Source organism: Litoreibacter ponti (assembly GCF_003054285.1).
In the GTDB taxonomy this organism is placed as follows: domain Bacteria; phylum Pseudomonadota; class Alphaproteobacteria; order Rhodobacterales; family Rhodobacteraceae; genus Litoreibacter; species Litoreibacter ponti.
Genome location: NZ_QBKS01000001.1, coordinates 2663316 through 2689141, shown reverse-complemented (window position 1 = coordinate 2689141; position 25826 = coordinate 2663316). Strand labels below are relative to the sequence as shown.

Here is a 25826-nt window from a genome sequence, read left to right as displayed (position 1 = left end):
GCTCCCCATGACCGACCCCCAGCAGCTTCTCGCTGACGTCTTTGGATTCGACGATTTTCGCCCGGGTCAGCGCGAAATCGTAGACGCCGTCTGCGCGGGCGAGAACACGCTGGCGATTATGCCCACCGGCGGGGGGAAGTCGCTGTGCTTCCAACTGCCAGCCCTCGCGCGGGACGGGCTCACGGTCGTCATCTCCCCCCTCATCGCCCTGATGCGCGACCAGGTGCGCGCGCTCAAGGCCGCAGGCGTCAGCGCCGGGGCGCTGACCTCCGGCAACACCGAAGACGAAACCGACGAGGTGTTCGCCGCCCTGCGCGACGGCGCGCTCAAGCTGCTCTACATCGCTCCCGAACGCCTCGCCTCCCAAGGCACACGCGATATGCTGCAACGATCCAACTGCACGCTGATCGCCGTGGATGAGGCACATTGCGTCAGCCAGTGGGGTCATGATTTCCGCCCCGATTACCTGCGCATCGGCGAGCTGAGGCGCGCGCTCGATGTACCGCTTGCCGCCTTCACCGCCACCGCCGACGCCGAGACCCGCGAAGAAATCGTCACACGCCTGTTCGATGGCGTTGCCCCCAGCACGTTCCTGCAAGGCTTCGACCGCCCGAACCTGAACCTCGCCTTCGAGGTCAAGAACCAGCCGCGTCGCCAGATCCTCGATTTCGCCGCAGCCCGTCGTGGCCAATCCGGCATCGTCTATTGCGGCACCCGCGCCAAGACCGAAAGCCTGGCCCGCGCGCTGTCTGAAGACGGGCACTCCGCCGCCTACTATCACGGGGGCATGGATCCCGATCACCGCCGCGAAATCGAGGCGCGCTTTTCCCGCGAGGACGGCCTGATCGTGGTCGCCACAATTGCCTTCGGGATGGGGGTCGACAAACCCGACATCCGTTGGGTCGCCCATGCCGATCTGCCCAAAAGCATCGAAGGCTACTATCAGGAAATCGGTCGTGCCGGGCGCGATGGCGGCCCTGCTGACACCCTGACGCTGTACGGCCCCGACGACATCCGCTTCCGCCGCCAGCAAATCGACGAGGGGCTCGCCCCCGACGACCGCAAATCCGCGGACCACGCGCGGCTGAACGCGCTGCTCGGTCTTGCCGAGGCACTGGAATGCCGCCGCAAGCCGCTGTTGAGCTATTTCGGCGACACCGAGGTTACCTGCGACAATTGCGACCTCTGCGCTAAGCCGCCCGAGACGTTTGATGGCACCACCGCCGTGCGCAAGGCGCTTTCGGCCATTCTTCGCACCGGCGAGTATTTTGGCGCGGGCCACCTGATCGACATTCTGCTGGGCAACATGACCGACAAAGTGCAGGCGCGCGGGCACGATCAACTGCCGACCTTCGGAATTGGCGGCGAGTACGACAAGCGCGGCTGGCAGGCCGTCTTCCGCCAGATGATGGGCCACGATCTGATCCGGCCCGACCCCGCTCGTCACGGCGCGTTCCGCATGACCGAGGCCGCACGCCCGATCCTGCGTGACGAGGCCACGATCACACTGCGCCGGGACACGATCAAGAAGGGCGCGAACCGCCCCATCGTGCGCACGCTCGTCTCCGACGAGGACGCCCCGCTGCTTTCGGCGTTGAAAGCCAAGCGCCGCGCCTTTGCCGAGGCCGCGCGCGTGCCGGCCTACGTCATTTTCAACGACAAGACCCTGATCGAGATGGCCGAAACGCGGCCCGCGACCCTCGATGCCTTCGCCCGCATCTCCGGCGTCGGCGCCAAGAAGCTCGAAAGCTTCGGCGCGGCCTTCCTCGAGGTGATAAATGGTGCCCCTACGCCAGAGCTGCACCCGACCCGCCGCAAGCTGGCGGGCCGTGACAGTGGCGCGCTTTATGACAGGCTGCTCGAAGCGCAGGCCGAACTGGCACGCGGGGCGGAAGGTTACGAGAAACCGCTCAGCTGTTCCGCCTCGCTCATCGCAAAAGTGGCAGAGGTCAAGCCCAGCGACGAGGCGACCATGGCGCGACTGCTCGGCGACCGCCGGGCCGAGCGGTTCGGCGCGGCCTTCCTCGATGTGCTTCACGCCTCTTGAGACCGCGCCACCCGCGCCTAAGTCATCCGCAAAGGAGACCCACATGCTGACCGTTATCTCGCCCGCTAAGAAGCTCGACATGGACCCCGTCGAGGTGGATCGCACCCTGCCCGACTTCCAGACGGAGGCGAACGAGCTGGCCAGCGTTGCACGCGATCTCAGCGTGTCCGAGCTGCGCAAGCTGATGGATATCTCCGAGGACCTCGCGACCCTCAACCGCGACCGCTTCCGCGACTTCAAGCAGCGCTCGACCGAGAGCAACGCGAAGCCCGCCATGTTCACTTTCGCGGGCGACACCTATACCGGGCTGGAGGCCGCGAGCCTCGATCAAGACGAGATCGACTTCGCCCAAGCCCACCTGCGCATCCTGTCTGGTCTCTATGGTCTGCTGCGCCCGCTCGACGCGATCCAGCCCTACCGTCTGGAAATGGGCAGCCGCCTGAAGACCGAGCGCGGAAAGTCGCTTTACGACTACTGGGGCGACACGATTTCCGACGCGCTGAACGCGCAGGCCGCAGAGGTGGAAACTGACACGTTGATCAATTGCGCGAGCCAGGAATATTTCGGCGCGGTAAAGCTCGACGCGCTCAAGCTCAATGTGATCACGCCGCAATTTTACGAAGACAAGCCCGGCGGCCCCAAAATCGTCAGCTTCTACGCCAAGAAGGCCCGCGGCGCGATGGCGCGCTTCATTATCCAGAACCGCCTGACCAAGCCCGACCAGATCACGGAATTCGACACGGGCGGCTACGCCTATCAGCCGAAAATGTCAGAGCCCGGAAAACCGGTGTTTCTGCGCACCGAGGAAGCGCTGGAACAGTTCAAGGCCGCCTCTTGATCGCACATTAAGGTTAACGCGCGCCCCCGGTTTCATCTTGGCAAAAATATTCCCCCCGGAGGGCCCGCGAGCCAAGTCACCCGAAATCGCCCTGGCAGAACCACCCGCCGGTCTTTGCCGCGCCATGAGCATAGAACAGCCACAGCCGATCCCCTGACTTGGTATCCACCCGCCAGTAATCGCGCACGCCCGTGCGCCATTCCGGCTCATCGAGCCACCATTCCGGGGAAATACGCTCCGGCCCCACCGCCTGCGCCAACGTCAGATGCCGCCCCCGCCATTTGAAGGTCTCGGGCGGTATCGGCACCTCCGCGGCGGTCACCGGCTCGGGTGGGAACAAAGTAAGCGGGCGCGGCAATTCCGGCTCCGGCCAGCTCTCGCACGGCTCCGACCACGCGGCGGCCAGCACGATCGCGCCCTTCTCCGGGATGTGGCTCGAGGCCGGGTGCACCCGGGTGATCGCCTCCAGCCCCACCCGTGCGCCAAGCCGCCCGATCAGGTCGTCGATCTCTGTGTCCTGCGTCATCTGGGCCGCGACATCGGCGCTCGCTTCCAGATGGCCGCGGTGCTGGCGTGCCTGCAGCGGCTCCGACAGCACTGCCTCTAACCGCAGCACATCCAGCCCAAAGCCCACATCCAGATCCCCCAGCTTCATCGCCAGAAGGGGCCGCATCCGGTCAGGATCATTGCTGGCCCGCGCCAACCCGACCTCCAGAATTTCACTGGTCTCATCGGTGCGAAACGCTTGCAGCCGTATACGCCGCGCGCCGCGCCCCTTTTTGCGCAGCTTCTCGCAAAGCGGCTCCAGCAGCCGGTCGATGCCCGCCAGAACATCCGCCTCCAGCCCGATCGGGTCGGGAAAGCTCAGCCGCACCGCAAAATGATCCGCAGGCTTCGCGGGCGAGACCGGCTCCGGCTCCAGTCCCAAGGCCTGATCAAGCCGTCGGACCACCTGCATGCCAAAGCGCCGCGCCAACGCCGCGCGCGGCATGCCCATCACATCTTCAACCCGGCGCAGGCCCACGCGGGCCAGCCCCGTGACCACGTCCGGATCCAGCCGCAAGGCGGCCATCGGCAGTGGGGCCAACGCCCCGCGTGTCTGGCCCGGCGGCGCAATCGCCGCCTGCACCACTTCTGCCAGCTGCATCTTCGGGGCGGCCCCGCCGCGTTCCCAATGCCGCCGCTTGGCTGCCCGCGAGCGGGTCGCGCGCGCCTCCGCATCAATGGCGTCGCCAGACCGCAGCGACCCGGCCCCGCGTCCTGCAAATCGCGCCAGCGCCCAGGCTGCGCCCACGGTGTCCGCCAGACCCAGGCGAACGGTGAAGCCAAAGCCCGCGCAATCCTCTTCCACCTGCCGCGCCAACCCCTCTTCGCCACCGAACAAATGCGCACAGCCGGTCAAGTCCAGGATCAGCCCCGCCTCCCCCTCGACCCGCACCCAGGGCGAGAACTTGCCCGCCCAGCGCGCCAACACCTGCAAGAACGCAGCCTCCCGTGGCAGGTTGGCAAGCCGGGTGCGCAGCTCCGGGCACATCGCCATCGCATCGCGCATCGGCTGGCCCGGGGTCAGGCCGAACGCTTCTGCGGCGGGGTTCAGGGAGTGAATCACCTGCATGTTGCCTATGTCCCGCAACACCGCCACGGGCACGTCATCAGCTACGCCTTCGCGACGCATGAACCGCTCGGCCGCAAGCCGCGGAAACCACAGGCACAACACGCGCCGCTTCGCTGGGGGGACGGGCAACATCACAGTGGCAGCTCTAAATGTTCCTATTATGTTCTGATTTACCAAACGCCCTCGCCCGGAGTCGAGGCTAGTTTTTGCCAAAATCACAAATTCGGCCTAATCTGCGATTAATCTCAATAGACCCAAGGCGAGCAAACGCCGGGCGATCGGCAGAGGCAGACGTGATGAGTAACACCAGACGTGCATTTTTGCTCGGCACCGGGGCGCTGGCCGGGGCCTATGCGACCCGCAGCTATTACACGACGCCGGACCCGTCGGGCCGGGTGCTGGACGCCCCGACAAATGATCCCCTATTGCTCAATGACGCATCAGAGCTGTCGCCCACCCGCGTTGCCAAGCACATCACCCTGACCGACCGATTCGAAGGCCCCCAGATCGAGGCCCTGCGCCGCGAGCTGAAAGAGGCCCGCGATCAGGGACGCCCCGCCATCGCCTCCGCCGCGCGGCATTCCATGGGCGGGCAAAGCATGGCCCGAGGTGGCACGACGCTCACCATGGATCACAGCTGGATCGAGCTCGATACAACCGCGCTCACCTATCGCTGTGGCGCGGGCACCCGCTGGTCCGAGGTAATCCGCCAGCTCGACGCCCAAGGCTTCTCCCCCGCCGTCATGCAATCGAACAATGATTTCGGCGTGGCCTCGACCTATTCGGTCAACGCCCATGGCTGGCCCACACCCTTTTCCGGCATGGGCTCGACCGTGCAAAGCCTGCGCATGATGCTGGCCGACGGCTCCCACATCACCTGCTCGCGCGATGAAAACGCCGATATCTTCACCGCCGCGATGGGCGGCTACGGGCTGCTTGGCGTGATCACCGACATGACCATCCAGATGGTCGCCAACACCCGGCTGAAACCCACATTCGAGAATTTGCCCGCGGTCGAGTTTGGCCCGCGCTTCATTCAGGCCATCAAGGGCGGTGGCGCGGTGCAGATGGCCTACGGGCGCATGGACGTCACCAAGGCGCGCTTTTTTGAGGACGCGCTGATGATCACCTACCGGCCCACCGACGACCAAACCGACCTGCCGCCCGCCCCCGGCTCTGGCTTTCTGTCGAAGGCCGCGCGGGGCGTTTTCCGCGCCCAACTTGGGGCCGACAGCGCCAAACGCGCCCGCTGGTGGTTCGAGGCCGGGCTTGGCCCTTGGATCGGCGGTGGCGATACCACCCGCAACACGCTGTTGAACGAGCCGGTGATCACGCTTGATGACCGCGACGACACCCGCACCGACATCCTGCACGAATACTTCATCTCGCCCGACCAATTCGCGGCCTTCGTCGCCGCCTGCCGCGATGTGATCCCGTCGAGCTATCAAGAGCTCCTGAACATCACGCTCCGCTACGTGGCCCCCGACAATGAAAGCTGGCTGTCCTACGCGCCGGGCGACCGCATCGCCTGCGTGATGCTGTTCAGCCAGGAAAAGACCCACCGCGGCGAGGCCGACATGCAGCGCATGACCGAAGAGCTGATCGATCGGGTGCTGGCCATCGGCGGCAGCTACTACCTGCCCTACCGCCTGCACGCCCGTCAGGATCAGATGCAAAAGGCCTATCCCGGCCTGCGCCCCTTCGTGGCCAAGAAGCGGGCGATGGACCCATCCAATCTGTTCCGCCACGCGATGTGGGACCAATACATGGCGAGGGTCTGATATGTCCAGCGCGCAAAAAACCTGTCTGTTCTTCTTTGCGGCTTTGCTGACGGCCGCCTCACTCAATTACCTACCCATCCCCGGCATCATCGACGAAGATGGCAACGCCTTCGGCGTCTTTGCGCTGGACGTGTTCGACGATCTGCTGCACGTGGCCTCCGCGCTCTGGGCCTTGGCCGCCGCGCTGATTTCGCACAAGGCAGCGCGCACGTTCCTTTTGTATTTCGGGGCGCTCTACTTCGCCGACGGCCTGCTTGGGCTTGCGACCGGCTCCGGCTTCCTCGACCTCGGCATCGTGTTCTACGGCTTCTACGAATACCCCAGCTTCCTGATCAAACTCGCCGCCAACATCCCCCATCTGGGCCTCGGCGGGCTGGCACTGTTCGCCGCGTGGCGCAGCCGGTGAAACGTCTGCTGAAATGGCTCGGCGGCGCGCTTTTGCTGCTGATCGCGGTCATAGCAGGCCCGATCCTCTATACCGAGACCATGTGCCGGGGCGAGCAACTCGATCAGGCTGAGGCGCAGTATATCACCGACCCCGAATGGCAGCGGGCCGAGGCGCGGACCTACCTGACCTACCCCGAATGGCACATCGTCTACGCCTACGAAGGCTATGCAGAGGTGCTCAGCCGTGCCGATCCGCACAACTTCCCCTATTTGCAGGCGATTACCGGCTTCTGGTCCTCGCTCTGCGCGCTGACCGAGAAGGCCGACGAGCTTGGCCCCGCAGGCACCGACGCGAAGCTAACGATCTATACCATCGGTGCCAGCTTCACGCTCGAGATGGCGTTCAAGGCGCTCTACGAGGAAACCATCGGGCGGCTCGCGTCCCTGACGTCCGAAACCTCGCCGCAGGACAAGGTCGAGGCAGAGATGGCCGCCGATTACGCCACCTTCCTTCAGGAGGTGCCATGGTACAAATATGACTTTGACGGATGGCACGCCAAGCTGATGGCCGCCCCGATCGAAGGGGTCCGCTCCCACGAGCGCCGCATTGCATTGGGTCTCGAATGGAAAGCCAAGGCCGCCTACGCCCGCGTTATCGCCCAAGCGGCGGGCGCGGTGGGCGCGGATGAATTGACCATGCGGATCGCCATTCAGGGCGCTTCGCCCGCTGATCTGCAGACTTTCCCCGAGATCACCGTCATCCTGCAAGACGGCGACACAATCATTGCAGAGGTGCCGCGATACCGCACCTTCACCAAGATGGTCGAGCGAATGGTCGTGCCCGGCAGCGACGCCCGCATCGTCGAGATCGCGGGCAACGACGATATCCTGCTCAGCTTTCACTCCCGTTCCGATCCGGTCTTCCCGGACAATCTCGACGTGATTTCTGTGACCGGACGCCCGGGCTTCCACGACCAAACCCGCGCGCTTGTCGTGATGAAGGTACGCGACCTGCACACGCTCGGCCCCGCCTTGAAGCTCAACGCGCTCGAGCACATCTACGACTACTAGATGCGCCCTGCCTTAATCATATCCGCGATGGTCGCCACTTGGCTAATTCTGGCGCTTGGCGCCATGCTGACCGGCTCCATCGCGACCGCCGCAGTACCCCAAGGCACGAAAGTCCCCGATGGCGTGGCGATCATCGGCACCGCGCCGGGCCTTTTGATCGTGCGCTCCGACGACCCGGGCTATGTCACGAAGCTCTACGACGCAGGCGCCGCTTTCGTGCTGCCCGCCCGCCGTAAAACCTGCCTCGCGCTGCAAGGCTGATGCGTACGCTCAAAGACCTGATGGCACTCTATCCGCACCCGGGCCGGGTCGACTGGATCGGCGTCCGTCCCGCGCGGCGGGCGGACATGATCGCGCTGGACGACGTCGAGATCACCGAGGCAGGGTTGGAAGGCGACCGACACCCCAGCCCCGGCAAACGCGCGGTGACGCTCATTCAGTCCGAACATCTGCCGGTCATCGCGGCCCTGACAGGTATCGAAGTCACCCCCGAGATGCTCCGCCGCAATCTGGTGATTTCCGGCATCAACCTGACCAGCCTGCGCGGGCGTGAGATTGAAATCGGGACCACGCGTCTCAAAATCACGGGTCCCTGCGCGCCCTGTTCGCGGATGGAGGACACGCTCGGACACGGCGGCTACAACGCGATGCGCGGCCACGGTGGAATGACGGCGGAGGTCCTGCGCGCGGGTCGGATCAGCCTAGGCGACGCGCTAACAGCCGAGTAGCCCGCAATCGCGATATTTCAGTACGGCGGTGAATTGATCGGGCAGTTGCCCCGTCGGCGACAGCAGCTCCACGGTCGGCACCACCAGCTCGACACTGCGCCCATCCTCGGAAATCGCGCCATTGCTTTCGATCACTTCCAAAGCGGTGAAGCGCACGACAATCTCCGCGCCCTCCAGCCCGTCGGTCATCATCGCGAACATCGGGTTTTCCGGCGTCAGCTCAGCGGGCTTGCCCTCGATCCGCTCGAAATCCAGCGGCAGCACGAGGCGCACCGTCTCATCATCGATCCGCTCGAACTCCACATCGCCCGCGAAATCACCTGAATTCCCAGCGCTCGCCGCCTCGGTCAGCGCCTCTTCCAACGTGGTCTCGTCGCGGCTGATGCACAGGACCTGATCGGGGCCTTCGATCTTCTCGGCCTCCGGCGGGCAAAGCCCCTGGGCCTGCGGCGCAAGCTGCAGCATGTCATAGAGCTGACGACCCAGCGTCACCTTGGTCTCGGTCGAGATGGTCTCGTCCTCGGCCAGTTTGAAATCGGCCTCCACATCCAGGCACGCAGACAGCAACAGGACCAACGGCAAAACAGACAAACGAAGCATGGATCGGACACCTCTTTGGGGATCGGGATTGTTCTATGGCTACCCACTCTCGGCGCGCTCCGCCAGAGCCGATGCGGTTTGACACGCGACACGCCGCCCGCCACGCTGCGGAAGATGAGATACCTTATGCCCCTCGCCACGGCGCTTTTCGCGCACCCAGCCTTGGCCGATACCCAATGGACCGCCTGCGGCGGGGCCTGCCAGATCACCCAGCGTGCCGACCGATTGGAGGTCGCATTCGGTGATACGGTCCGCGATCTGTCCAACGCGCGGTTGCTCCATGGCCAGCGCCCGACCGCGTGCTTATCGATCCTGCCGGTCCTGTTCAGCTACGCGCCCAACACCGCAACCCTGCTGCGGACCAAACCAGATACGGCAGAGCTGTTCATCGGGCCAGAGATCGTTCTGAGCGATATCGCCCTCGCACCCGAAACCGCGCGCCTGTCGTGCAATGCCGCCTACCTGATCGTGCAGGATGTCTTCGGCACCGGCGGTGTGCTGATCTTCGACACGGCAACCGGCGACCCGATCATGCCATCGCAAGGCACGGACAGCTGGCTGCTGACCTCGCCCGATGGCAGCTACGCGGTCGAGATCGCATCTTTCAACGCCTTCGACGGCTACCGGATCGTGGAATTGGACACAGGACAATCGACAGAGTTGCCGGCGACGCACGAGATCGACTTGCCCGCCTTCGGCACCGACAACAGCTTCGCGCTGGTGCGCGGTGACGTTAGCCCACCGCGCACCGAGATCTACGACCTGTCGACCGGAGAGCTCGCCGCGACATTGGACTACGCGCTACCCTTGGGACGCCCGTTCAAACTGGAAGATGGTGAGGTGGTCAGCACCCCCGCCGACTGATCACTCCAGATCGGTCTGGATGAAGCGCGGGCTTTGATGGATGTCGACGCTTTCCAGCGGCCCGGGCCCAAGGTTTTCAAACTTGTGCGGCACCTCCGCAGGCACGCGCAGCACGTCGCCGCGCCCGGCCTCGATCACTTCGTCGCCAACGGTGTAGCGGCCACGACCTGAACGGATGATGAAGATTTCGTCGTAGGGGTGGGTGTGCAGCGGCGGCCCGCCGCCGACCTCGTCGATGGACACGAACAGCACCGTGACCTCCGCCCCGATCTGCGCGCCTTCGAACCTGCCCGAGAATTCGTCCTCGCGCAGGCTCCAATCATTCGGTGTCAGCCGGTCAGCCATCCGTCCGCGAGGCGCGTTTGCGCTCGTGGGGGTCAAGGTGGCGTTTGCGCAGGCGGATCGCATTCGGTGTCACTTCGACCAGCTCGTCATTGTCGATATAGGCAATCGCCTCTTCCAGCGACATGCGCACCGGCGTCGTCAAACGCACCGCCTCGTCCGTGCCGGAGGCGCGCACGTTGGTCAGCTTCTTGCCCTTGAGCGGGTTCACTTCCAGATCATTCTCGCGGCTGTGCTCGCCGATGATCATGCCCTGATAGACATCTTCCTGCGCGCCGATGAAGAACTTGCCGCGGTCTTCGAGGTTGAAGATCGCGTAAGCCACCGAGACGCCGTTCTCCATCGAGATCAGCACGCCCGCGCGACGCCCCGGGATCGCGCCCTTGTGGGGCGCCCATTCGTGGAACACCCGGTTCAGCACGCCCGTGCCACGCGTGTCGGTCAGGAACTCGCCGTGATAGCCGATCAGCCCGCGCGACGGCACATGGGCGATGATGCGCGTCTTGCCCGCGCCCGCCTGCTTCATCTCCGCCAGATCGCCCTTGCGCGCGCCGGTGATCTTCTCGATCACGGCGCCGGAATATTCGTCATCCACGTCGATGGTGACTTCCTCGACCGGCTCCAGCTTCTCGCCGTTCTCGCCCTCCTGGAACAGCACCTGCGGGCGGGAAATTGACAGCTCGAACCCCTCGCGCCGCATGTTCTCGATCAGCACGCCCATCTGCAATTCGCCCCGACCCGCGACCTCAAAGGCGTCGCCACCCGGCGTGTCGGTGATCTGGATCGCGACGTTCGATTCAGCCTCTTTCAGCAGGCGCTCGCGGATCACGCGGGACTGCACCTTCTTGCCGTCGCGACCCGCCAAGGGCGAGTCGTTGATCCCGAAGGTCACGGTGATTGTGGGCGGGTCAATCGGCTGCGCCGGGATCGCGTCGGTCACATCCACCGCGCACAGCGTATCTGCCACGGTCGCCTTCGACATGCCCGCGAGCGAGACAATGTCGCCCGCCTCGGCCACATCGATCGGTTCTTGCGTTAGCCCGCGGGAGGCAAGGATTTTCGTCGCCCGAAACTGCTCGATCCGCTCGCCATCGCGCGACAGCGCCTTGATGGTCTCTCCCACTTTCAAAGTCCCGGTCTCAACGCGGCCCGTCAGCAGACGGCCGATGAACGGATCAGAGCCCAGCGTGGTCGCCAGCATTGAAAACGGCTCGTCGCGCCGCTGGATTTGTGCAGGCGCGGGCACGTGCTCGACGATGAGATCCAGAAGCGCGGACAGGTCCTTGCGCGGGCCGTCCAGCTCCATATCCGCCCAGCCCGACCGGCCAGAGGCATACATCGAGGGGAAGTCGAGCTGCTCGTCATTGGCATCAAGATTGGCGAACAGGTCGAACACCTCGTCCAGCGCGCGGTCCGGTTCCGCATCGGCCTTGTCGACCTTGTTCAGCACCACGATGGGGCGCAGACCCAGTGCCAGCGCCTTGGAGGTCACGAATTTCGTTTGCGGCATCGGTCCCTCGGCGGCATCCACCAGCAGCACAACCCCGTCCACCATCGACAAAATGCGCTCCACCTCGCCGCCAAAGTCGGCGTGGCCCGGCGTGTCCACGATGTTGACGCGGATGCCCTTCCACTCGACGCTGGTCGCCTTCGCCAGGATCGTGATCCCACGCTCCCGCTCCAGGTCGTTGCTGTCCATGGCGCGCTCGGCCACCGCCTGGTTCTCGCGGAACGAGCCCGATTGCTTGAGCATCTCGTCGACCAGCGTGGTCTTGCCGTGGTCAACGTGGGCGATAATCGCAATGTTGCGAAGGTCCATGGGTCTAGCCTTGAAAAGAAGAGTTGCGCGCGCCCTACCGCACCTCAGGCGGGAAGGCCAGCCCATTCCGGCGGGCGCTAGTTCACGAGCCGGTATTCCACGAGTTCCGTGCGCTGGAAGAAGCGGAAATTGTCGTCGGAGATCATCGTCACCCGGATCACCCCCTCGGGGCTGGCCCACACGGCAATCCCTTCGAGATTGTCATGGGTGCCGCCGGTCGTGCGCAGCAGGATCTTCTCGTCCGTCAGCGCGTTGCGCGCAATCTCGAAGCTGCGCACCCGCGTGGCGAAACCCGCGAGCCCCGTCAGCTCCCGCTCCAGGATATACAGCCTGCCATCGGGGCCAAAATCGGCACCCACGGGCAGAAAGCCGTTCTTGCGCGTCAGCTGCAAGGCGCTGTCCCAGCGCCCGTTGCGAAAGCGAAAGACCGGGAAGGGCCGGTTCAGATCGCCCGACCGCTCCGGCATCGTGTAGAGCGTGCCACTGGCGTCGATCGCAAGCGCCTCGAGCGAAGAGTTCTTCTGGAACCCCCATTGCGGGGCGGGCAGCAGGCGCGCGGGCGCGTCGGCGGCGCTGTAGGCCGCAATGTCATGGCGGCCCTCGAAGGAGATAAAAATCTCGCCGCTGGTCGAAATCGCCAGTCCTTCAGCATCAGTGCGGTAGCTTCTCAGTGCCGCGCCTTGCGCGTTGCGCAGCACGTCAAACCGCAGATTGTCCAGCCCCCGGATACGCCCGCCATCGCGCAGGATGCGCCCTTGCGCGATCAGGCCCTTGTCGGTTGTGGTGACAAATGTCTCGCCGTCCCGGGTCAGCTCCAGCGACGAGAAGCCGCCAAAGCGCGGCTCGCTCGAGGTCCAGGTAAACCGGCTGACAAATTCCAACGATTGCGCGCAGGCGACGCCGGCCCAACACAGGGCCAACGTCACAAGGGCTAATTGGCTTCGAGCACGCCGACGCATTGCTGCGGCAAATCCACAAGCCGCAACTCGCGGCGTTTCTTGACCGGCGGCGGGTTTTTAGGGGGCGGAGGCGGGTTCAGGATGTTGTTGACCCATTGCTGCGCGTCCGCGCACCCGTCACCGGCTGGCGGCGGATCCTGATTGACGCAACCGCGCGAGCCCGGCGGACAGGCCAGCCGCACGTGGAAATGATAGTGATGCCCCCACCAGGGGCGGATCTTGCGCAGCCAGGACCGGTCGCCCTTCTCATCCTTGCACATCTGCACCTTCGCGCCGGGGAACACGAAAATGCGCGCAACCCGCTTGTCGGAGGCCGCCGCCTTCAGCACCTCGTGATGCTGGCGCGTCCACTTGCCATTCACGAAAGCGCCGTTCGAGCGGCGCATAGAGATGGCCGAGATGTTCTCGCGCGCCGAGCGGCTCAAATTCATGCTCGACGCCGGGTTCATCCAGATATCCGCATCAAGCCCGATCTGATGCGAGCGATGCCCGCTGGTCATCGGCCCGCCCCGCGGTTGGCTCATATCGCCCACATAAATCCCGGCCCACCCCTGCCGCTTCGCCACGCGGCTCAGGTCCTGGACGAAATCCACGGTCTCGGGGTGCGCCCAGTTGCGGTTGCGCGACAGCCGCATCGCTTGCCAGGTCGGCCCGGTCTCGGGCAATTGCACCAGACCGGAGGCGCAGCCGTTTGCGTAAGAGCCAAAAGCGGCGGGGCTTTGGTTCGTGCCGCGCGCCTTCGCACCGAACAGCTGTTTGGCCAGTATGTTGCCCTGCGCCCCCAGATCGCGTTTGACCTGCGGGCTCATCGTGCTTTTGGTCTCGGGCTTGGGGGGCGCGCAGCTGGTCAGGGCCACGGCGGCAAAGGCTGCTATCAGGTATCGGAATCCCATACGGATTGATCCTCTCCATCCGGTTTCACCCAGAGTAGCAGGACCAGCCCCAAAAGGAAGAGCCCGATCACCGGAGTGACGCCAATCCGCTGGGAGCCCGAGATCGTAGTCACCAGCGCGATCAACGCGGGTGCGAGGAACGCCGTCGCCTTGCCCGCCAGCGCGTAGAGCCCGAAGGCCTCCGTCATCCGCGCGGGGTTGGCTTGGCGGACCATCATGGTGCGCGAGGCCGACTGGATCGTGCCACCCGCCGCCCCCACGAGGGAGCCCGCCAGATAGAAGGCAATGTCAGACGCGGTGCGTCCGGCGATAATGCCCTCGTCGGCCACAGGGATGCCGTAGATCGAGGTCGGCGTGATCTGCACAATCGTCACCGCGGCGATGATCAGCGCAATGATCGACACCAGGATCACCGGCTTCGGCCCCTTGGCACTGTCGGCGCGCCCGCCGATGAAGGCCGCGACGGCCCCGGCAATCACCGCAAGGATGCCAAAAACACCCACGTCCACCACGCTCCATCCCAGAACGCCCACGGCATAGACACCGCCAAAGGTGTACATGCCATTCAGCGCATCCCGGTAGAGCATCGAAGAGCCCAGATAGGCCGCAAGGCTGGGGCTTTTCGGCAGGCGTTTGATCGTGCCCACCAGATCACTCAGGCTTTGACCGACAACCCCTTCGCGCCAGGCCGGGCGATCCTTCGCATCGCGCACCCACAGGAAAAAGGGGATCATGAAGGCCGCAAACCAGATGGCCGAGAAAACCCCTACGAACCGCGTGCCCTCCCGTGCCTCAGGGTCCAGGCCGCCCAAAGGCGCCGCCCCGATCAGCGTGCGGCCTTCGCCGTTCTCCGCCAGAAAGACCAGCGCGAAGATCAGCGCGACCAGCCCGCCGCAATAGCCGATGGCCCAGCCAGAGCCCGAAATGCGCCCGATCTCCTCGCGTGTGCCCAGATCGGGCAGCATCGCGTTGGTGAAGATTGTTGCGAACTCCATGCCGATCAGGCCGACGATAAAAAGCGCCAGCACAAGCGCAATGCTGAACCCGGCCGGGTCCGCAATCCACGTCCCCGCCGCACCGATCAGATACAGAAACGAGAAGACCCAGATAAAGGGCAGCCTGCGCCCGGTGCTGTCAGCAACAGCCCCCAGGACCGGCGCGGAAAACGCGATCAGCAGCCCCGAGATGGTCAGCCCCCAGCCCCAGATGCTTTGCGCTTGCGCGCTGGCCATCTCCGGTGCGGTCCCATCGGCCACGAATCGTGCCGTGACGATCTCGGCGAAGTACGGGCCGAAGATGAAGGTCAGCAGCAGGGTGTTGTACGGCTGGGAGGCCCAGTCGAACATGAACCAGCCCCATATGCGCTTCTTGGCGGATGTCGACATGTCGTAGTTAAATCCAGATATAATCCGTTGACCTAGAGCTATCGTGCACCCTGAGGCAAGGAATAACTTACCCCATTTTCGTGACGCTCACGTCACAAAACACCTAGAAGGGCGGCCATGGACGCAGGGCCTCTGCCTCGGTCCACGCGCGAATCCAGTCCGGGATTTCCGGCGTCGGCAGGTCGGCATTCAGCTTTTCCATGACCGTCGATGGAGGCACGATGCCGCCAGAACCTGTCACGGCGGATCGGTAAAGGATGTGCGACGTCGCCTCGCCGCGAACCCGCATGGATTGTTCCAGATAGATGAAGCGCGCGTCCCAGCAGACCGCGCGGCTGTGCATCTCGATCCGGTCAAAGGCGCGCACGCGACGGCGATATCTCACCGACGCGCCGGCCATGGTCAGGCCCCAGCGGTTCTCTTTCAGCACCCGGATCAGCCCGACGCGCCCCGCAAGCGGCAGCCGACCCATGTCATACAATGTCAGCGTGCGGCCATTGTTGAGCTCGTTCCACAGATCCAGATCCCATGGCCAGCAGATGTGGTGCGACACATGGGTGCCGGTCGGGTCCAACGGCGCGACATTGCGATGCACGAAGAATTGGTAGGCAAAGCGGGCGATGGGATACATGGCGGGCGGCTCCTGTGCGCGTGCGGCGTCACATGGCACGCGGGCCTGCGGCGTCAACCACAACATCGCGTCACGCCTTGCACCCGGGCGTCTGCCCACTTACCTGTTGCGCAACAAATTGCCCCGGAGGTCCAAGTGACATCGCTCTTCCAAATTCTGATGCTGGTGCTCGGCGTCGCGCGCACGGTGATCTTCATCCATTTCATCATGAGCTGGTTGATCAGCTTCGGCGTGCTCAACATCCGCCAGCCAATCGTGGCGCAAATCTGGGAAGGGCTGTCGCGCCTGCTCGAGCCGATCTACGGCCCGATCCGCCGCATGCTGCCGCAGATGGCCGGGATCGACCTCAGCCCCATCGTGGCACTTCTGGGCATCTACGCGCTGGAAATCATCCTGCGCAACAATGCCGGGTTCTTCATGTAAAGGCGCGCGTCTGCCCGCCACAGGTGATCAGTTCACGAACGGCGCGGCAGAGCCCCAAAGCTGCCTGACCCGCTGGTCACGCCCGCAGGCGTCGCGGTATTTCTTGTAGGCCACCGACTTCGCCCGCGGCCCGAACCGCGTCAGGATCAGCTTGTCCTGCTTATAGTAGTCCTGGTGGTAGTCATCTGCCGGGTAGAACGCGCCCGCATCCTTGATCGGCGTCACGATCTTTTGGCCCAGCGCTTTCTCAGCATCCGCCTTGGCGGCTTCCGCTGCGCGACGTTCCTCGGCGGAGCTCACGAAAATCGCGGTGGAGTAGCTTTCGCCCCGGTCGCAAAACTGCCCGCCCGCATCGGTCGGATCGATGGAGCGGAAGAACAGATCGTAAAGCGCGCGCGCCGACACGCGGTTCGGGTCATATTCAATCTCTACGGCTTCCAGATGCCCGGTGCCGCCCCCGGTCACTTGCTTGTAGCTCGGATTGGAAAGCGTGCCGCCTGTGAAGCCAGAGACCGCTTCCGTCACGCCCGCGACCTTCTCGAAATCGGCCTCGACGCACCAAAAGCAACCGCCAGCCACCGTGATCTTCGCCGCCAGCGCAGCATTAGGCAACAAGATCGACGCGCCCAAGGTGATCGCGGCTAATCCAGCTTTCCACATACTCTGTCTCCTCTCAAACCTTTGAGGAGAGCTAGTTGGTTTTCACCGCATCTCAATTAAATCAACCGTGAGGTGACGGTGATCAGAGGCCGTCGATGACGGTCTCGATCTCGCGCACGCGATCCTTGCTGGACGGGTGGGTCGACATCCATTGCGGTGGCTCGCGGCCGCCGAATTTGCGATCCATGCTCAGGAAGAACTCCTTCAGCCCCGCGGGATCGAACCCGGCCTCATCGGCAAGCCGCAGGCCAAAACGGTCGGCAGAGCGTTCCTGATCGCGCCCGTAGGACAGGGACAACAAGACGTTCCCCTCCAGCACGATATCCTCAAGGATGGGACCGGTATCCCCGGCCAAGAAGGCGATCAGAAGATACAGGCTCAGAGAGCGGTAGAGCCGCTTCAGGCCATGCTGCTCGACCACATGGCCGATCTCGTGGCCCAGCACCCCGGCCAGAACATCGGGGTCCGGGAATTGCTCGACGAAGGCATCTGTCATCACCATCGTGCCGCCGGGCAAGGCGAACGCGTTGGGTCCCATCCCCGGCATGTTGCGGTAGAGCAGATCGAAGCTGTGATCTTCGCGCACATCATCGGGAAGCGCCGAGACCAGCTGGCGGTAGATCCGTTCGACTTCGCCTTTCTGCGCATCCGATAGCTTCGAGGGTTCCGCCATGGCGAAATCAATCGTCTGCATGGAGCCCGCGTCGATCTGTTCGATCACCACGGGCGGCGTCACGGCAATCGCCGCCGCCGCCATGATATCGAGCCCGTAGCGCCACAGAAGCCACGCCACCCCGAGACAGGCGAGCACGACGCCCACAAGCCGCGGGCTGAACCGCTCGTAGTAATGCAGGCGCGCCCCGTGGGTCAGTCCAGTCAGCGCCTCGATCCCGGCGTGGTCATCGGTCTCGAACACCGTGCCATCGGGCAGGGTCAGCTTGCGCGGGGCGGAGCCGAGCGGCGCGTCCACTTTTATCTCCGACAGATAGGCCGAGCCCAGAATGGCCCGCTCTTCGCCCATGATGTCGACCCACAGGTCCTCGCCGCCCTCCCGCGTGATCAGGCGCGCGGGCTGCAGACGGGAAGACTGCGCAGCAAAAGCGCGGCCCTTGAGGCCGCGCTCGTTGATATCGGGGGCGTTCGCCATCTAGATCGGGATACCGACGTCGATGCCTTCCAGATCGGTGTAGGCGTCGCCCATGGCAGATCCCTGCGCCTGCTGGTCGGTGATGAAATCATCCAGCGAGCCTTCGCCCGGAATAAAGCCGGTGTGATCGGCCAGATACCTCGTCAGACGCACCTGCGCCCAGGGCAGCATCAGGAACAGCGTGCAAACCACGACGACCATGTTCGACACGGCGATCCACAAAAGCTTCGGCGCCGTGACGTTGGACGCGAAGCGATGCCCGCCCTCCAGCGTGGTGGCGTTATAGACCGCGTTGCGAACGAGGGCCTGATACAGGAACGCCGCAGGCAGGAAGGCCACAAAAAAGAGGAAGTAGAACAGCGCCATGATGCCAAGGGCTGCACCCGGGTTCGTCTCGGCATTGTCCATCGCGGCGGCAAACTCGGCGAAGCTGAAACCGGTCAGCACAACGCCAATGATGCCCACCACCACGACCCATGCGATCGCGGCGAAGAACGCCTTGTAGAAAGCACCCAGCGCCACATCCATCTTGAAGCGCGCCTGCCCCAGCTTGTGATTGTCGATCGAGAAGCGCTTCACCGCACGGTCCCAGATCGGGAAAGTCGTGTAGAGCGTCAGCGCCATCAGGATCGGATAGACCAGGAAGGTCAAAAACGCCTGCCCGATGGAGCCCACAAAGCCGAACCGCACGTTCGAGAAGCTCGACATGCGGGCGTTAAACTGCATCGAGCGCACGATCAGCCAAGGGTAGGCAAAGAGCAGGCCGAAGATCAACAGAATGCCCAGAACGGGCAGGACGGTCACGATGATCTGGAAAATAATAACGGCCGCGATGATGATCAGCCGACCGATCAGGATCTGCTTGCCGGTCGCGTGGTAGTCGAAATTGCGCCCTTCGACATAGGTGTGATTGTAGAAATACTTCTTGGTGCGGACCTTGGCCCAGGCGGAGTAGATGCCAATGGTCACGATGCTCAGCAGCAGGTTCACGATCCAGATGCCGAACCACTCCTTGGCGTTGCCTTTGAATTCAAACGGCTTTGCGCCGACAGGTAAGCTCTCACTCATTGTAAATTCCCTCGTATCAAATGTGTTTGTTGGCTACAGGTTTTTCAAAATAGATTAACCATGACTTTGGTAGCTGTGAATCCCTGCTGCGCCAAAGCCTTTCGGCAGCGCGGCATAGAGTTGCGAAAATACGCCAATGGAAGACCCCGATGCCGAATAGCCTCAACATCGCGATGTGGTCCGGGCCGCGGAACCTCTCCACTGCGATGCTCTACGCGTTCGGAAACCGCGCTGACACGGATGCCTGGGACGAGCCGTTCTACGCCGCCTACCTTGCGGCCACCGGCGCGGATCACCCGATGCGCGACGCGGTGCTGGCCTCGCAACCCACTGACCCCGCCGAGGTCGCCCGCGCCTGCGCCACGCCGCCCCTGCGCCACCGCTACATGAAGCACATGCCGCACCATATGGCCCCCGGCTTTCCGCTGGATTGGGCAAAGGGCTGCGTGAACATCCATATGCTGCGCCACCCTGCCCGGGTCATCGCGAGCTACATCGCCAAACGCGAGAACCCGACACTCGAAGACATCGGCTTCGCCCAGCAGGTCGCGGTGTTCGAGCAGGTTGGCGGGTTGGTGATCGACAGCTTCGCCATCCGCCAAGACCCCCCCGCCGCCCTTGCAGGTCTTTGCGAGGCCATCGGCCTGCCTTTTGATGACGCAATGCTCAGCTGGGATGCAGGGCCGAAACCCTTTGACGGGGTGTGGGCGGCGCATTGGTATAACGCCGTGCACCGCTCTACCGGCTTCGCAGGGCCAGAGGGTCCTTTGCCCGAACTCACAGGCCCCTCCGCGGCCTTATGCGCCGAAGCAATGCCTTATTATGACACCCTCAAATCCAAGGTCGTCGGAAAAACCGAGTAGACTCAGCGCCCTGGTAAAAGTAACCCATGGGTTACCCTAGCGGGCCGCCTACCCCATCCGCCGATTGCGCGCCGCCAGAAGCTTCAGGCGCAGCGCGTTCAGCTGGATAAAGCCTGCCGCATCCGCCTGATCATAGGCGCCCGCATCTTCCTCGAACGTCACATGAGCCTCGGAGTAAAGCGAGTGATCCGACCACCGCGCAACCGTGCGCGCAGAACCCTTGTAGAGCTTCAACCGCACCGTGCCCGTCACATGGGTCTGCGACGCATCGATTGCCGCCTGCAGCATCTCGCGCTCGGGGCTGTACCAGAAGCCGTTATAGATCAGCTCGGCATAGCGCGGCATCAGCTCGTCCTTCAGATGCGCAGCACCACGGTCCAGCGTGATCGACTCGATCCCGCGATGGGCCTCCAGCAGCAGCGTGCCGCCCGGGGTCTCGTAGATGCCGCGGGACTTCATGCCGACGAAGCGCCCCTCGACCAGATCAAGCCGCCCGCAGCCATGTTTGCCGCCCAGCTCGTTGAGCTTGGTCAGGATCGTGGCGGGCGACATCGCCTCGCCATTGATGGACACGGCATCGCCGCGCTCGAACCCGATCTCGACCATTTCCGGCGTATCGGGCGCATCTTCGGGATGCACGGTGCGCTGGTAGACGTAATCTGGCGCTTCCTCGCCCGGGTCCTCCAGCACTTTGCCCTCGGATGAGGTGTGCAGCAGGTTCGCGTCGACCGAGAACGGCGCTTCGCCGCGTTTGTCCTTGGCGATCGGGATCTGGTGGCCCTCGGCAAACTCCAGAAGCTTGGTGCGCGACGACAGATCCCACTCGCGCCACGGCGCGATGACCTTGATATCGGGGTTCAGCGCATACGCCGACAGCTCGAACCGGACCTGATCGTTGCCCTTGCCGGTCGCGCCATGGGCCACCGCATCCGCGCCGGTCTCTTCGGCGATCTCCACCAAGCGCTTGGAGATCAGCGGCCGCGCAATCGAGGTGCCCAGCAGGTACAGACCCTCGTAGACCGCATTGGCGCGGAACATTGGGAAGACGAAGTCGCGCACGAACTCTTCGCGCACATCCTCGATGTAGATGTTGTCGGGGCTGATGCCCAACAGCTCTGCCTTGGCCCGCGCCGGTTCCAGCTCTTCGCCCTGGCCCAGATCGGCGGTGAAGGTTACGACCTCGCAGCCATATTCGGTCTGCAGCCATTTCAGGATGATCGACGTGTCCAGCCCGCCCGAATAAGCAAGGACAACTTTCTTTGGGGCTGACATGGCGCGATCTCCGGCTAGATGAACTCGCCACGGGCGATAGCGCCAATGCCACAGGGACGCAAGGGCGTGCCGGCGCCCGATTGACCCGCACCGCGTTTGCCCGCAGGGTCGCGCGACGCGACAGAAATATGGGGACGCTATGCGCCAGGGGGCACACATCTTTTTCTACGGGCTGACCCAGCTCGCCACGAATTTCGGGGCTGCCCTGCGGCTGACCGCGCTGGTGTGGTTGCTGGCGAGCGTGGCGATCTACGGGCTTGGCTACGTGATGGTGGACCAGATCGTCGGCGCGACGGGCCTGCGACCCGATGCCGAAGGCCGGATGCCCGCGCTCAGCGCGACTTTCTCGATGCTGGCCCTGACCATCAACGTGCTGGCCGGAGCCTACATCTCGATGGTCTGGGCGCGCTATTGCCTAGAGGCCGACACACCGGCGGGCGTGATCCCCAGCCTGCGCGGCCAACCCTTTGGCGGCGTGCTGATCACCCTGATCCTTGTCGTGGCCTGTGTCGGCGCGCTTGCGTTTCTGCTGTCCTATGCGGGCTCGAAGGCGCTGCCATTGATGCCGCTGCTGGTCGGGTTTTTCGTCTTCCCGCTGATCACCTTCTACCTTCTGACGTGGTTGTTCCTGCGCATCGGGGCCGCAATCCCGGCCAGTGCCGCGGGCGAGATGCTGTCCCTCGGCCAGGCCTGGAAAGGCTCCGGCGGGATCGGCGTGTGGCTGGTAGCGGCGCTTGGCGTGGTGTTGATCGCGATGCTGGCCTTCCCGACAGCGCTTCTGAGCGGCCTGTTGGTCCCGGGCATAATTGTCAGCGTTCTGACCTCTTGGCTTGCGATCCTGATCGGCACGGGCTGGCTGGTCTCGATCTACCGGCTTCAGCCTGAGCCCACCGAATGAGCAGCTTCGCGGATGCCGCCCGCCGCGCCACGACGGCGATGCGCGCGCTGTTCGAGCCGACGCCGCTTCAGCTCAACGACTTCCTGTCAGAGCGCTACGGCGCGCGCATCTTTCTAAAGCGCGAGGATCTGTCGCCCGTACGGTCCTATAAGATCCGCGGCGCGTTCAACGCCATGTCAAAGCTGCGCGCATCACAGCCTGATCAGATGAATTTCGTCTGCGCCAGCGCGGGAAATCACGCGCAGGGCTTTGCCTATGCCTGCCGCCATTTCGGCGTAAACGGCGAGGTATTCATGCCCATCACCACCCCGCAGCAAAAGATCGACAAGACGCGGGCCTTTGGCGGGGACCACGTCAAGATCCGGCTGACTGGCGACTATTTCGACCAGACGCTGCGCGCCGCACAGGAGCATTGCGCGGCCATCGGCGCGCATTTCCTCTCGCCGTTCGATGACCCCGACGTGATCGAAGGCCAGGCCTCCGTCGCGGTGGAGATCGAGGCAGAGATGAATGCCCTGCCCGACCTGATCATCCTGCCCGTGGGCGGCGGCGGTCTGTCGGCGGGCATGACCCGCTACATGACCGAGACCCACCCGGACATCGCCTTTCGCTATGTCGAACCTGTTGGCGGCGCGTCGCTCACCGCGGCCCTAAAAGCCGGCAAGCCTGCGCGGCTGACCCATGTCGACACCTTCGTCGACGGGGCCGCGGTGGCGGAGTTGGGGGCGCATACGTTCGAGGTTTTGCAGCATGTCAATCCCACCCACGTCCTGCGCGCGCCGGAGAACCGCATTTGCGGCACGATGCTGGAACTTCTGAATGTCGAAGGTATCGTGTTAGAGCCCGCAGGCGCGCTGGTTCTCGATGTGCTCGACGAGCTGCGCGACGAGATTGCAGGCAAGACGATCGTGTGCGTCACCTCGGGCGGAAATTTCGACTTCGAGCGCCTGCCCGAAGTGAAAGAGCGCGCGCTGCGGTTCGCCGGGGTGAAGAAATACCTGATCCTGCGCATGCCCCAGCGCCCCGGCGCGTTGAAGGATTTTCTGGCCCTTCTGGGGCCCGATGACGACATCGCCCGGTTCGAATACCTCAAGAAATCGGCCCGCAATTTCGGCTCGGTCCTGATCGGGATCGAAACCAAGCATCCTGATGCCTTCGAGCGACTGTTTCGCGAAATGACTGAAGGCGGGTTCGAGCATCGCGACATAACCGATGACGAGGTTCTTGGCGAATTCCTGATCTGAGCGATGGAGTCTCAGATGCCTTCGCGCGTTTTGAGATTTGCCAGAAATTCCGCCTTGGACCTTGCATAAACCGCGCTGAGTTCGGGCACCGCTTGGGTGTTTCTTGACTGCTCCAGTGCCTCGCATTGGGACCGGAAGCTTGCAAAACCAAGATTTGCAGCACTGCCTTTGAGGAAGTGCAAATCCTCTGCAAACGTGCCGAAGTCACCTGCCGCAAGCGACGCCAGACGGTCTTCGACCTCTTCCAGAAACAAGGTGATGATTTCTTCGAAATCTTCCTCACCCAGATCGTTCTGCAACTCTTTGACGCGCGCCCAATCCATGCACTGCCTTTCCCAATCCCTTCGGGTCCGCGACAGTTGAACCAGCAGACCTTAACGAAGCGTAATGGGCCGGATTTTATTCATTACAATTCGCCCTTTCACTGCTTGTTAAGGCGCATCGGGCACTCAGACGCCATGTTGCGCGCAAACTCAGCCATCTCGCCTGTCGGTGAGAAAAACACGGATACCCCGGACGATTGGGTCGATGTCTCAGACACCGATCCGGCGTTGCCGCTGAAGATTCTCGTCGTCGACGATAGCCGCATGCAGCGCAAACTGCTTTCCGCCACACTGCGAAAAGCCGGGTACGAGGTGCTGGAAGCCGAATCCGGTGCTGAAGGGCTTGAGATGTGCGCGCGCCATGACGTCTCCCTGATCCTGAGCGACTGGATGATGCCGGGCATGTCCGGCCCCGAGTTCTGCCGCGCCTTCCGGTCGATGGCGCGGGAGGGGTACGGCTATTTCATCCTGCTCACCAGCAAGGGTGAAAGCGCCGAGATTGCCAAAGGTCTGAACTCCGGCGCCGATGATTTCCTGACGAAACCAGTAGCCTCCGGCGAGCTGCGCGCACGACTTCGCGCCGGGGAGCGTATTCTGAAGATGCAGGCGGAGCTGATCGACAAGAACCAGATCGTCAACACGGCCTTGCGACGGATCGAGACGCTTTATGATGCCCTCAACCACGACCTGTCAGAGGCGCGCCATCTTCAGCAATCGCTCGTGCGCGAAACGGACATTCAATTCTCCGAAGGCCGGATCGCGTTGAACCTGACTCCCAGCGGCCATGTCGGTGGCGATCTTGTGGGGCAGTTTCGGGTCAATTCGCGGCAGATCGGGGTCTTCTCGCTGGATGTGTCCGGTCATGGCGTCACCTCTGCCCTGATGACCGCGCGCCTTGCAGGCTACCTGTCTGGGCTGACGCCGGACCACAACATGGCGTTGGAGCAGGATCCGACCGGCGGTTTCCGGGCGCGCGACCCGGCTGACACGGTCAGCGATCTCAACGAGCTGCTGCTGCGCGAGCTGGAGACCGAGCATTATTTCACCATCGCCCTGTCGATCATCGACCTGACCGACGGCAAGATGCGCTGTGTTCAGGCGGGGCATCCACATCCGATCCTTGTGCACGAGGATGGCTCGACCACCCTGCTGGGCGATGGGGGCATGCCGGTTGGCCTGATCCCCGAGGCCCCGTTCGAAAGCTTCGAGACCCAGTTGCAGCCGGGCGACCGGCTTGTCCTGTACTCGGACGGCATCACCGAATGCGCCTCGCCCAAGGGCGATATGCTGGAAGAGGAAGGCCTTGCGCAGTGGCTGACCAAGAGCCGGGCCCAGACCGGCCCGGAGGTTCTGTCGAGCTTGCTTGACCAGTTGACCACCTTTGCGGGGGGTGATGAGTTCGGCGACGACGTGTCGGCCGCGATCTTCGACTTCACCGCCCATGCACCCCGCTAGCGGGGTGGTGGTCTACAGATCGAAGACCTGCCGCACGAAGTGCCGGTCACCGTCATTGCCAAGGTTTTCAACCGCATCTTCCGGCGAAAGCCAGACTGCGTAATGCCCCGGCTCGCTGGGCGCACAGTGGCGACGAACGGGCTTGGCGATGTATACGTGGCAGAGCTTCTCCGCCCAATAACCGTACTCCGGCATGAACACGAAGCGTCGGAACGCACCAAGCCTGCGGGGGGCGGCAATTGACCAGCCCGTCTCTTCGAGAACTTCGCGGTGGAGAGCGGGGATCGGGTGCTCGCCCGGGTCGATGCCGCCGCCGGGCAACTGCAACTCGGCCGGCACCTCGCGCTCTGACTGAACGGTGGCCAGCATCGCCGCGCCATCCCACAGAATTGCGTAAGCCCCGGGCCGATGCCGATAGGGCTTGCCCGCCACATATGCCTCGCCGAACCGCCTGATCATGAATGCAACCCCGCCATGCGCGACGCGCAGCCCACTTGGGCCGCCCATTGCCGC

27 protein-coding genes are annotated in these 25826 nt (G+C 63.7%); 13 read left to right on the top strand and 14 right to left on the bottom strand.

Annotated features, from left to right (window positions below; genetic code table 11):
• Positions 1–7 precede the first annotated feature (7 nt).
• Positions 8–2047, top strand: coding sequence for a DNA helicase RecQ (gene recQ / locus C8N43_RS13630; protein ID WP_107846119.1), 2040 nt, complete (start codon positions 8–10; stop codon positions 2045–2047).
• A 43-nt stretch (positions 2048–2090) separates the two neighbouring features.
• Complete coding sequence (gene yaaA, locus C8N43_RS13625; protein ID WP_107846118.1) at positions 2091–2885, top strand: peroxide stress protein YaaA; 795 nt, start codon at positions 2091–2093, stop codon at positions 2883–2885.
• Positions 2886–2961: 76 nt separating this feature from the next.
• Here yaaA and C8N43_RS13620 read toward each other — a convergent pair whose 3' ends face one another.
• Positions 2962–4632 (bottom strand): Y-family DNA polymerase, encoded by a 1671-nt coding sequence (locus C8N43_RS13620; protein ID WP_107846117.1) that lies wholly within the window; start codon positions 4630–4632, stop codon positions 2962–2964.
• Between the two features lie 164 nt (positions 4633–4796).
• On the opposite strand from C8N43_RS13620, the gene C8N43_RS13615 reads away from it, so the two are divergent.
• Genes C8N43_RS13615 through C8N43_RS13595 form a run of 5 tightly spaced genes read left to right on the top strand, consistent with a single transcriptional unit; the run spans position 4797 to position 8467 of the window.
• Complete coding sequence (locus tag C8N43_RS13615; protein ID WP_245913002.1) at positions 4797–6281, top strand: FAD-binding oxidoreductase; 1485 nt, start codon at positions 4797–4799, stop codon at positions 6279–6281.
• Between the two features lies 1 nt (position 6282).
• Complete coding sequence (locus tag C8N43_RS13610; RefSeq protein WP_107846115.1) at positions 6283–6687, top strand: DUF4383 domain-containing protein; 405 nt, start codon at positions 6283–6285, stop codon at positions 6685–6687.
• Positions 6684–7739 (top strand): hypothetical protein, encoded by a 1056-nt coding sequence (locus C8N43_RS13605; protein WP_146174220.1) that lies wholly within the window; start codon positions 6684–6686, stop codon positions 7737–7739. The genes C8N43_RS13610 and C8N43_RS13605 overlap by 4 nt, the downstream gene beginning before the upstream one ends.
• Positions 7740–8000: a hypothetical protein gene (locus C8N43_RS13600; RefSeq protein WP_107846113.1), complete on the top strand. Its 261-nt coding sequence runs from the start codon at positions 7740–7742 to the stop codon at positions 7998–8000.
• Positions 8000–8467, top strand: a complete 468-nt coding sequence (locus C8N43_RS13595; RefSeq protein WP_107846112.1) for an MOSC domain-containing protein — start codon at positions 8000–8002, stop codon at positions 8465–8467. Before C8N43_RS13600 ends, C8N43_RS13595 begins: the two co-directional genes overlap by 1 nt.
• Here C8N43_RS13595 and C8N43_RS13590 read toward each other — a convergent pair.
• Entirely contained in the window at positions 8453–9067 is a 615-nt protein-coding gene (locus tag C8N43_RS13590) for a hypothetical protein (protein ID WP_107846111.1), read from the bottom strand. The genes C8N43_RS13595 and C8N43_RS13590 overlap by 15 nt on opposite strands.
• A gap of 114 nt (positions 9068–9181) precedes the next feature.
• Between C8N43_RS13590 and C8N43_RS13585 the strand changes: the two genes are divergently transcribed.
• The gene (locus C8N43_RS13585; protein ID WP_158269984.1) at positions 9182–9931 is read left to right on the top strand and encodes a hypothetical protein; all 750 of its coding nucleotides are present in this window, start codon (positions 9182–9184) and stop codon (positions 9929–9931) included.
• On the opposite strand, the gene C8N43_RS13580 is transcribed toward C8N43_RS13585, so the two are convergent.
• The 6 genes from C8N43_RS13580 to C8N43_RS13555 all read right to left on the bottom strand — a co-directional run bounded on the left by C8N43_RS13580 (position 9932) and on the right by C8N43_RS13555 (position 15960).
• Positions 9932–10276 carry a cupin domain-containing protein gene (locus tag C8N43_RS13580; protein WP_107846109.1) on the bottom strand — a complete coding sequence of 115 codons (345 nt, stop codon included), beginning with the start codon at positions 10274–10276 and terminating at the stop codon, positions 9932–9934.
• Positions 10269–12092, bottom strand: a complete 1824-nt coding sequence (gene typA / locus C8N43_RS13575) for a translational GTPase TypA (RefSeq protein WP_107846108.1) — start codon at positions 12090–12092, stop codon at positions 10269–10271. Before typA ends, C8N43_RS13580 begins: the two co-directional genes overlap by 8 nt.
• A 77-nt stretch (positions 12093–12169) precedes the next feature.
• Entirely contained in the window at positions 12170–12973 is an 804-nt protein-coding gene (locus tag C8N43_RS13570) for an esterase-like activity of phytase family protein (RefSeq protein ID WP_158269983.1), read from the bottom strand.
• Between the two features lie 50 nt (positions 12974–13023).
• On the bottom strand, positions 13024–13944 hold the full coding sequence (gene mepA, locus C8N43_RS13565; RefSeq protein ID WP_107846106.1) for a penicillin-insensitive murein endopeptidase: 921 nt from the start codon (positions 13942–13944) through the stop codon (positions 13024–13026).
• On the bottom strand, positions 13926–15329 hold the full coding sequence (locus C8N43_RS13560; protein WP_107846105.1) for an MFS transporter: 1404 nt from the start codon (positions 15327–15329) through the stop codon (positions 13926–13928). Before C8N43_RS13560 ends, mepA begins: the two co-directional genes overlap by 19 nt.
• A gap of 103 nt (positions 15330–15432) precedes the next feature.
• The gene (locus C8N43_RS13555; protein ID WP_107846104.1) at positions 15433–15960 is read right to left on the bottom strand and encodes an acyl-CoA thioesterase; all 528 of its coding nucleotides are present in this window, start codon (positions 15958–15960) and stop codon (positions 15433–15435) included.
• 135 nt (positions 15961–16095) lie between these two features.
• On the opposite strand from C8N43_RS13555, the gene C8N43_RS13550 reads away from it, so the two are divergent.
• Positions 16096–16383 carry a YggT family protein gene (locus C8N43_RS13550; protein WP_107846103.1) on the top strand — a complete coding sequence of 96 codons (288 nt, stop codon included), beginning with the start codon at positions 16096–16098 and terminating at the stop codon, positions 16381–16383.
• Positions 16384–16410: 27 nt separating this feature from the next.
• On the opposite strand, the gene msrA is transcribed toward C8N43_RS13550, so the two are convergent.
• From msrA to C8N43_RS13535, 3 genes are all read right to left on the bottom strand, one after another.
• A complete protein-coding gene (gene msrA, locus C8N43_RS13545; RefSeq protein ID WP_107846102.1) occupies positions 16411–17043 on the bottom strand; it encodes a peptide-methionine (S)-S-oxide reductase MsrA in 633 nt (210 codons plus the stop codon).
• Positions 17044–17125: 82 nt separating this feature from the next.
• Positions 17126–18190 (bottom strand): M48 family metallopeptidase, encoded by a 1065-nt coding sequence (locus C8N43_RS13540; protein ID WP_107846101.1) that lies wholly within the window; start codon positions 18188–18190, stop codon positions 17126–17128.
• Positions 18191–19258 (bottom strand): YjgN family protein, encoded by a 1068-nt coding sequence (locus tag C8N43_RS13535; RefSeq protein ID WP_107846100.1) that lies wholly within the window; start codon positions 19256–19258, stop codon positions 18191–18193.
• Positions 19259–19407: 149 nt separating this feature from the next.
• On the opposite strand from C8N43_RS13535, the gene C8N43_RS13530 reads away from it, so the two are divergent.
• On the top strand, positions 19408–20121 hold the full coding sequence (locus tag C8N43_RS13530) for a sulfotransferase-like domain-containing protein (RefSeq protein WP_245913001.1): 714 nt from the start codon (positions 19408–19410) through the stop codon (positions 20119–20121).
• A 48-nt stretch (positions 20122–20169) separates the two neighbouring features.
• On the opposite strand, the gene C8N43_RS13525 is transcribed toward C8N43_RS13530, so the two are convergent.
• Positions 20170–21393 (bottom strand): argininosuccinate synthase, encoded by a 1224-nt coding sequence (locus C8N43_RS13525; RefSeq protein ID WP_107846099.1) that lies wholly within the window; start codon positions 21391–21393, stop codon positions 20170–20172.
• A gap of 139 nt (positions 21394–21532) precedes the next feature.
• Here C8N43_RS13525 and C8N43_RS13520 point away from each other — a divergent pair, with 139 nt between their 5' ends.
• Together C8N43_RS13520 and ilvA are read left to right on the top strand one after the other, a co-directional pair.
• Complete coding sequence (locus C8N43_RS13520) at positions 21533–22291, top strand: hypothetical protein (RefSeq protein WP_107846098.1); 759 nt, start codon at positions 21533–21535, stop codon at positions 22289–22291.
• Positions 22288–23535, top strand: coding sequence for a threonine ammonia-lyase IlvA (gene ilvA, locus C8N43_RS13515; RefSeq protein ID WP_107846097.1), 1248 nt, complete (start codon positions 22288–22290; stop codon positions 23533–23535). Before C8N43_RS13520 ends, ilvA begins: the two co-directional genes overlap by 4 nt.
• Positions 23536–23546: 11 nt before the next feature.
• On the opposite strand, the gene C8N43_RS13510 is transcribed toward ilvA, so the two are convergent.
• Positions 23547–23858 carry an Hpt domain-containing protein gene (locus C8N43_RS13510; protein WP_107846096.1) on the bottom strand — a complete coding sequence of 104 codons (312 nt, stop codon included), beginning with the start codon at positions 23856–23858 and terminating at the stop codon, positions 23547–23549.
• A gap of 135 nt (positions 23859–23993) precedes the next feature.
• Between C8N43_RS13510 and C8N43_RS13505 the strand changes: the two genes are divergently transcribed.
• Positions 23994–25313 carry a PP2C family protein-serine/threonine phosphatase gene (locus C8N43_RS13505; RefSeq protein WP_107846095.1) on the top strand — a complete coding sequence of 440 codons (1320 nt, stop codon included), beginning with the start codon at positions 23994–23996 and terminating at the stop codon, positions 25311–25313.
• A 12-nt stretch (positions 25314–25325) separates the two neighbouring features.
• Here C8N43_RS13505 and C8N43_RS13500 read toward each other — a convergent pair whose 3' ends face one another.
• Entirely contained in the window at positions 25326–25772 is a 447-nt protein-coding gene (locus C8N43_RS13500) for an NUDIX hydrolase (protein ID WP_107846371.1), read from the bottom strand.
• Positions 25773–25826: the final 54 nt, after the last annotated feature.

Bases quoted from the DNA above. Each gene is read 5' to 3' on its own strand.
- C8N43_RS13615 (WP_245913002.1), top strand. From the start codon at position 4,797: ATGAGTAACACCAGACGTGCATTTTTGCTCGGCACCGGGGCGCTGGCC.
- C8N43_RS13500 (WP_107846371.1), bottom strand. From the start codon at position 25,772: ATGATCAGGCGGTTCGGCGAGGCATATGTGGCGGGCAAGCCCTATCGG.
- C8N43_RS13555 (WP_107846104.1), bottom strand. From the start codon at position 15,960: ATGTATCCCATCGCCCGCTTTGCCTACCAATTCTTCGTGCATCGCAAT.
- C8N43_RS13520 (WP_107846098.1), top strand. From the start codon at position 21,533: ATGCGCCAGGGGGCACACATCTTTTTCTACGGGCTGACCCAGCTCGCC.
- typA (WP_107846108.1), bottom strand. From the start codon at position 12,092: ATGGACCTTCGCAACATTGCGATTATCGCCCACGTTGACCACGGCAAG.
- ilvA (WP_107846097.1), top strand. From the start codon at position 22,288: ATGAGCAGCTTCGCGGATGCCGCCCGCCGCGCCACGACGGCGATGCGC.
- C8N43_RS13600 (WP_107846113.1), top strand. From the start codon at position 7,740: ATGCGCCCTGCCTTAATCATATCCGCGATGGTCGCCACTTGGCTAATT.
- msrA (WP_107846102.1), bottom strand. From the start codon at position 17,043: ATGTGGAAAGCTGGATTAGCCGCGATCACCTTGGGCGCGTCGATCTTG.
- C8N43_RS13580 (WP_107846109.1), bottom strand. From the start codon at position 10,276: ATGGCTGACCGGCTGACACCGAATGATTGGAGCCTGCGCGAGGACGAA.
- yaaA (WP_107846118.1), top strand. From the start codon at position 2,091: ATGCTGACCGTTATCTCGCCCGCTAAGAAGCTCGACATGGACCCCGTC.
- C8N43_RS13560 (WP_107846105.1), bottom strand. From the start codon at position 15,329: ATGTCGACATCCGCCAAGAAGCGCATATGGGGCTGGTTCATGTTCGAC.
- C8N43_RS13585 (WP_158269984.1), top strand. From the start codon at position 9,182: ATGAGATACCTTATGCCCCTCGCCACGGCGCTTTTCGCGCACCCAGCC.
- C8N43_RS13620 (WP_107846117.1), bottom strand. From the start codon at position 4,632: ATGTTGCCCGTCCCCCCAGCGAAGCGGCGCGTGTTGTGCCTGTGGTTT.
- C8N43_RS13610 (WP_107846115.1), top strand. From the start codon at position 6,283: ATGTCCAGCGCGCAAAAAACCTGTCTGTTCTTCTTTGCGGCTTTGCTG.
- recQ (WP_107846119.1), top strand. From the start codon at position 8: ATGACCGACCCCCAGCAGCTTCTCGCTGACGTCTTTGGATTCGACGAT.
- C8N43_RS13525 (WP_107846099.1), bottom strand. From the start codon at position 21,393: ATGTCAGCCCCAAAGAAAGTTGTCCTTGCTTATTCGGGCGGGCTGGAC.
- C8N43_RS13505 (WP_107846095.1), top strand. From the start codon at position 23,994: ATGTTGCGCGCAAACTCAGCCATCTCGCCTGTCGGTGAGAAAAACACG.
- C8N43_RS13595 (WP_107846112.1), top strand. From the start codon at position 8,000: ATGCGTACGCTCAAAGACCTGATGGCACTCTATCCGCACCCGGGCCGG.
- C8N43_RS13530 (WP_245913001.1), top strand. From the start codon at position 19,408: ATGCCGAATAGCCTCAACATCGCGATGTGGTCCGGGCCGCGGAACCTC.
- C8N43_RS13510 (WP_107846096.1), bottom strand. From the start codon at position 23,858: ATGGATTGGGCGCGCGTCAAAGAGTTGCAGAACGATCTGGGTGAGGAA.
- mepA (WP_107846106.1), bottom strand. From the start codon at position 13,944: ATGGGATTCCGATACCTGATAGCAGCCTTTGCCGCCGTGGCCCTGACC.
- C8N43_RS13535 (WP_107846100.1), bottom strand. From the start codon at position 19,258: ATGAGTGAGAGCTTACCTGTCGGCGCAAAGCCGTTTGAATTCAAAGGC.
- C8N43_RS13540 (WP_107846101.1), bottom strand. From the start codon at position 18,190: ATGGCGAACGCCCCCGATATCAACGAGCGCGGCCTCAAGGGCCGCGCT.
- C8N43_RS13590 (WP_107846111.1), bottom strand. From the start codon at position 9,067: ATGCTTCGTTTGTCTGTTTTGCCGTTGGTCCTGTTGCTGTCTGCGTGC.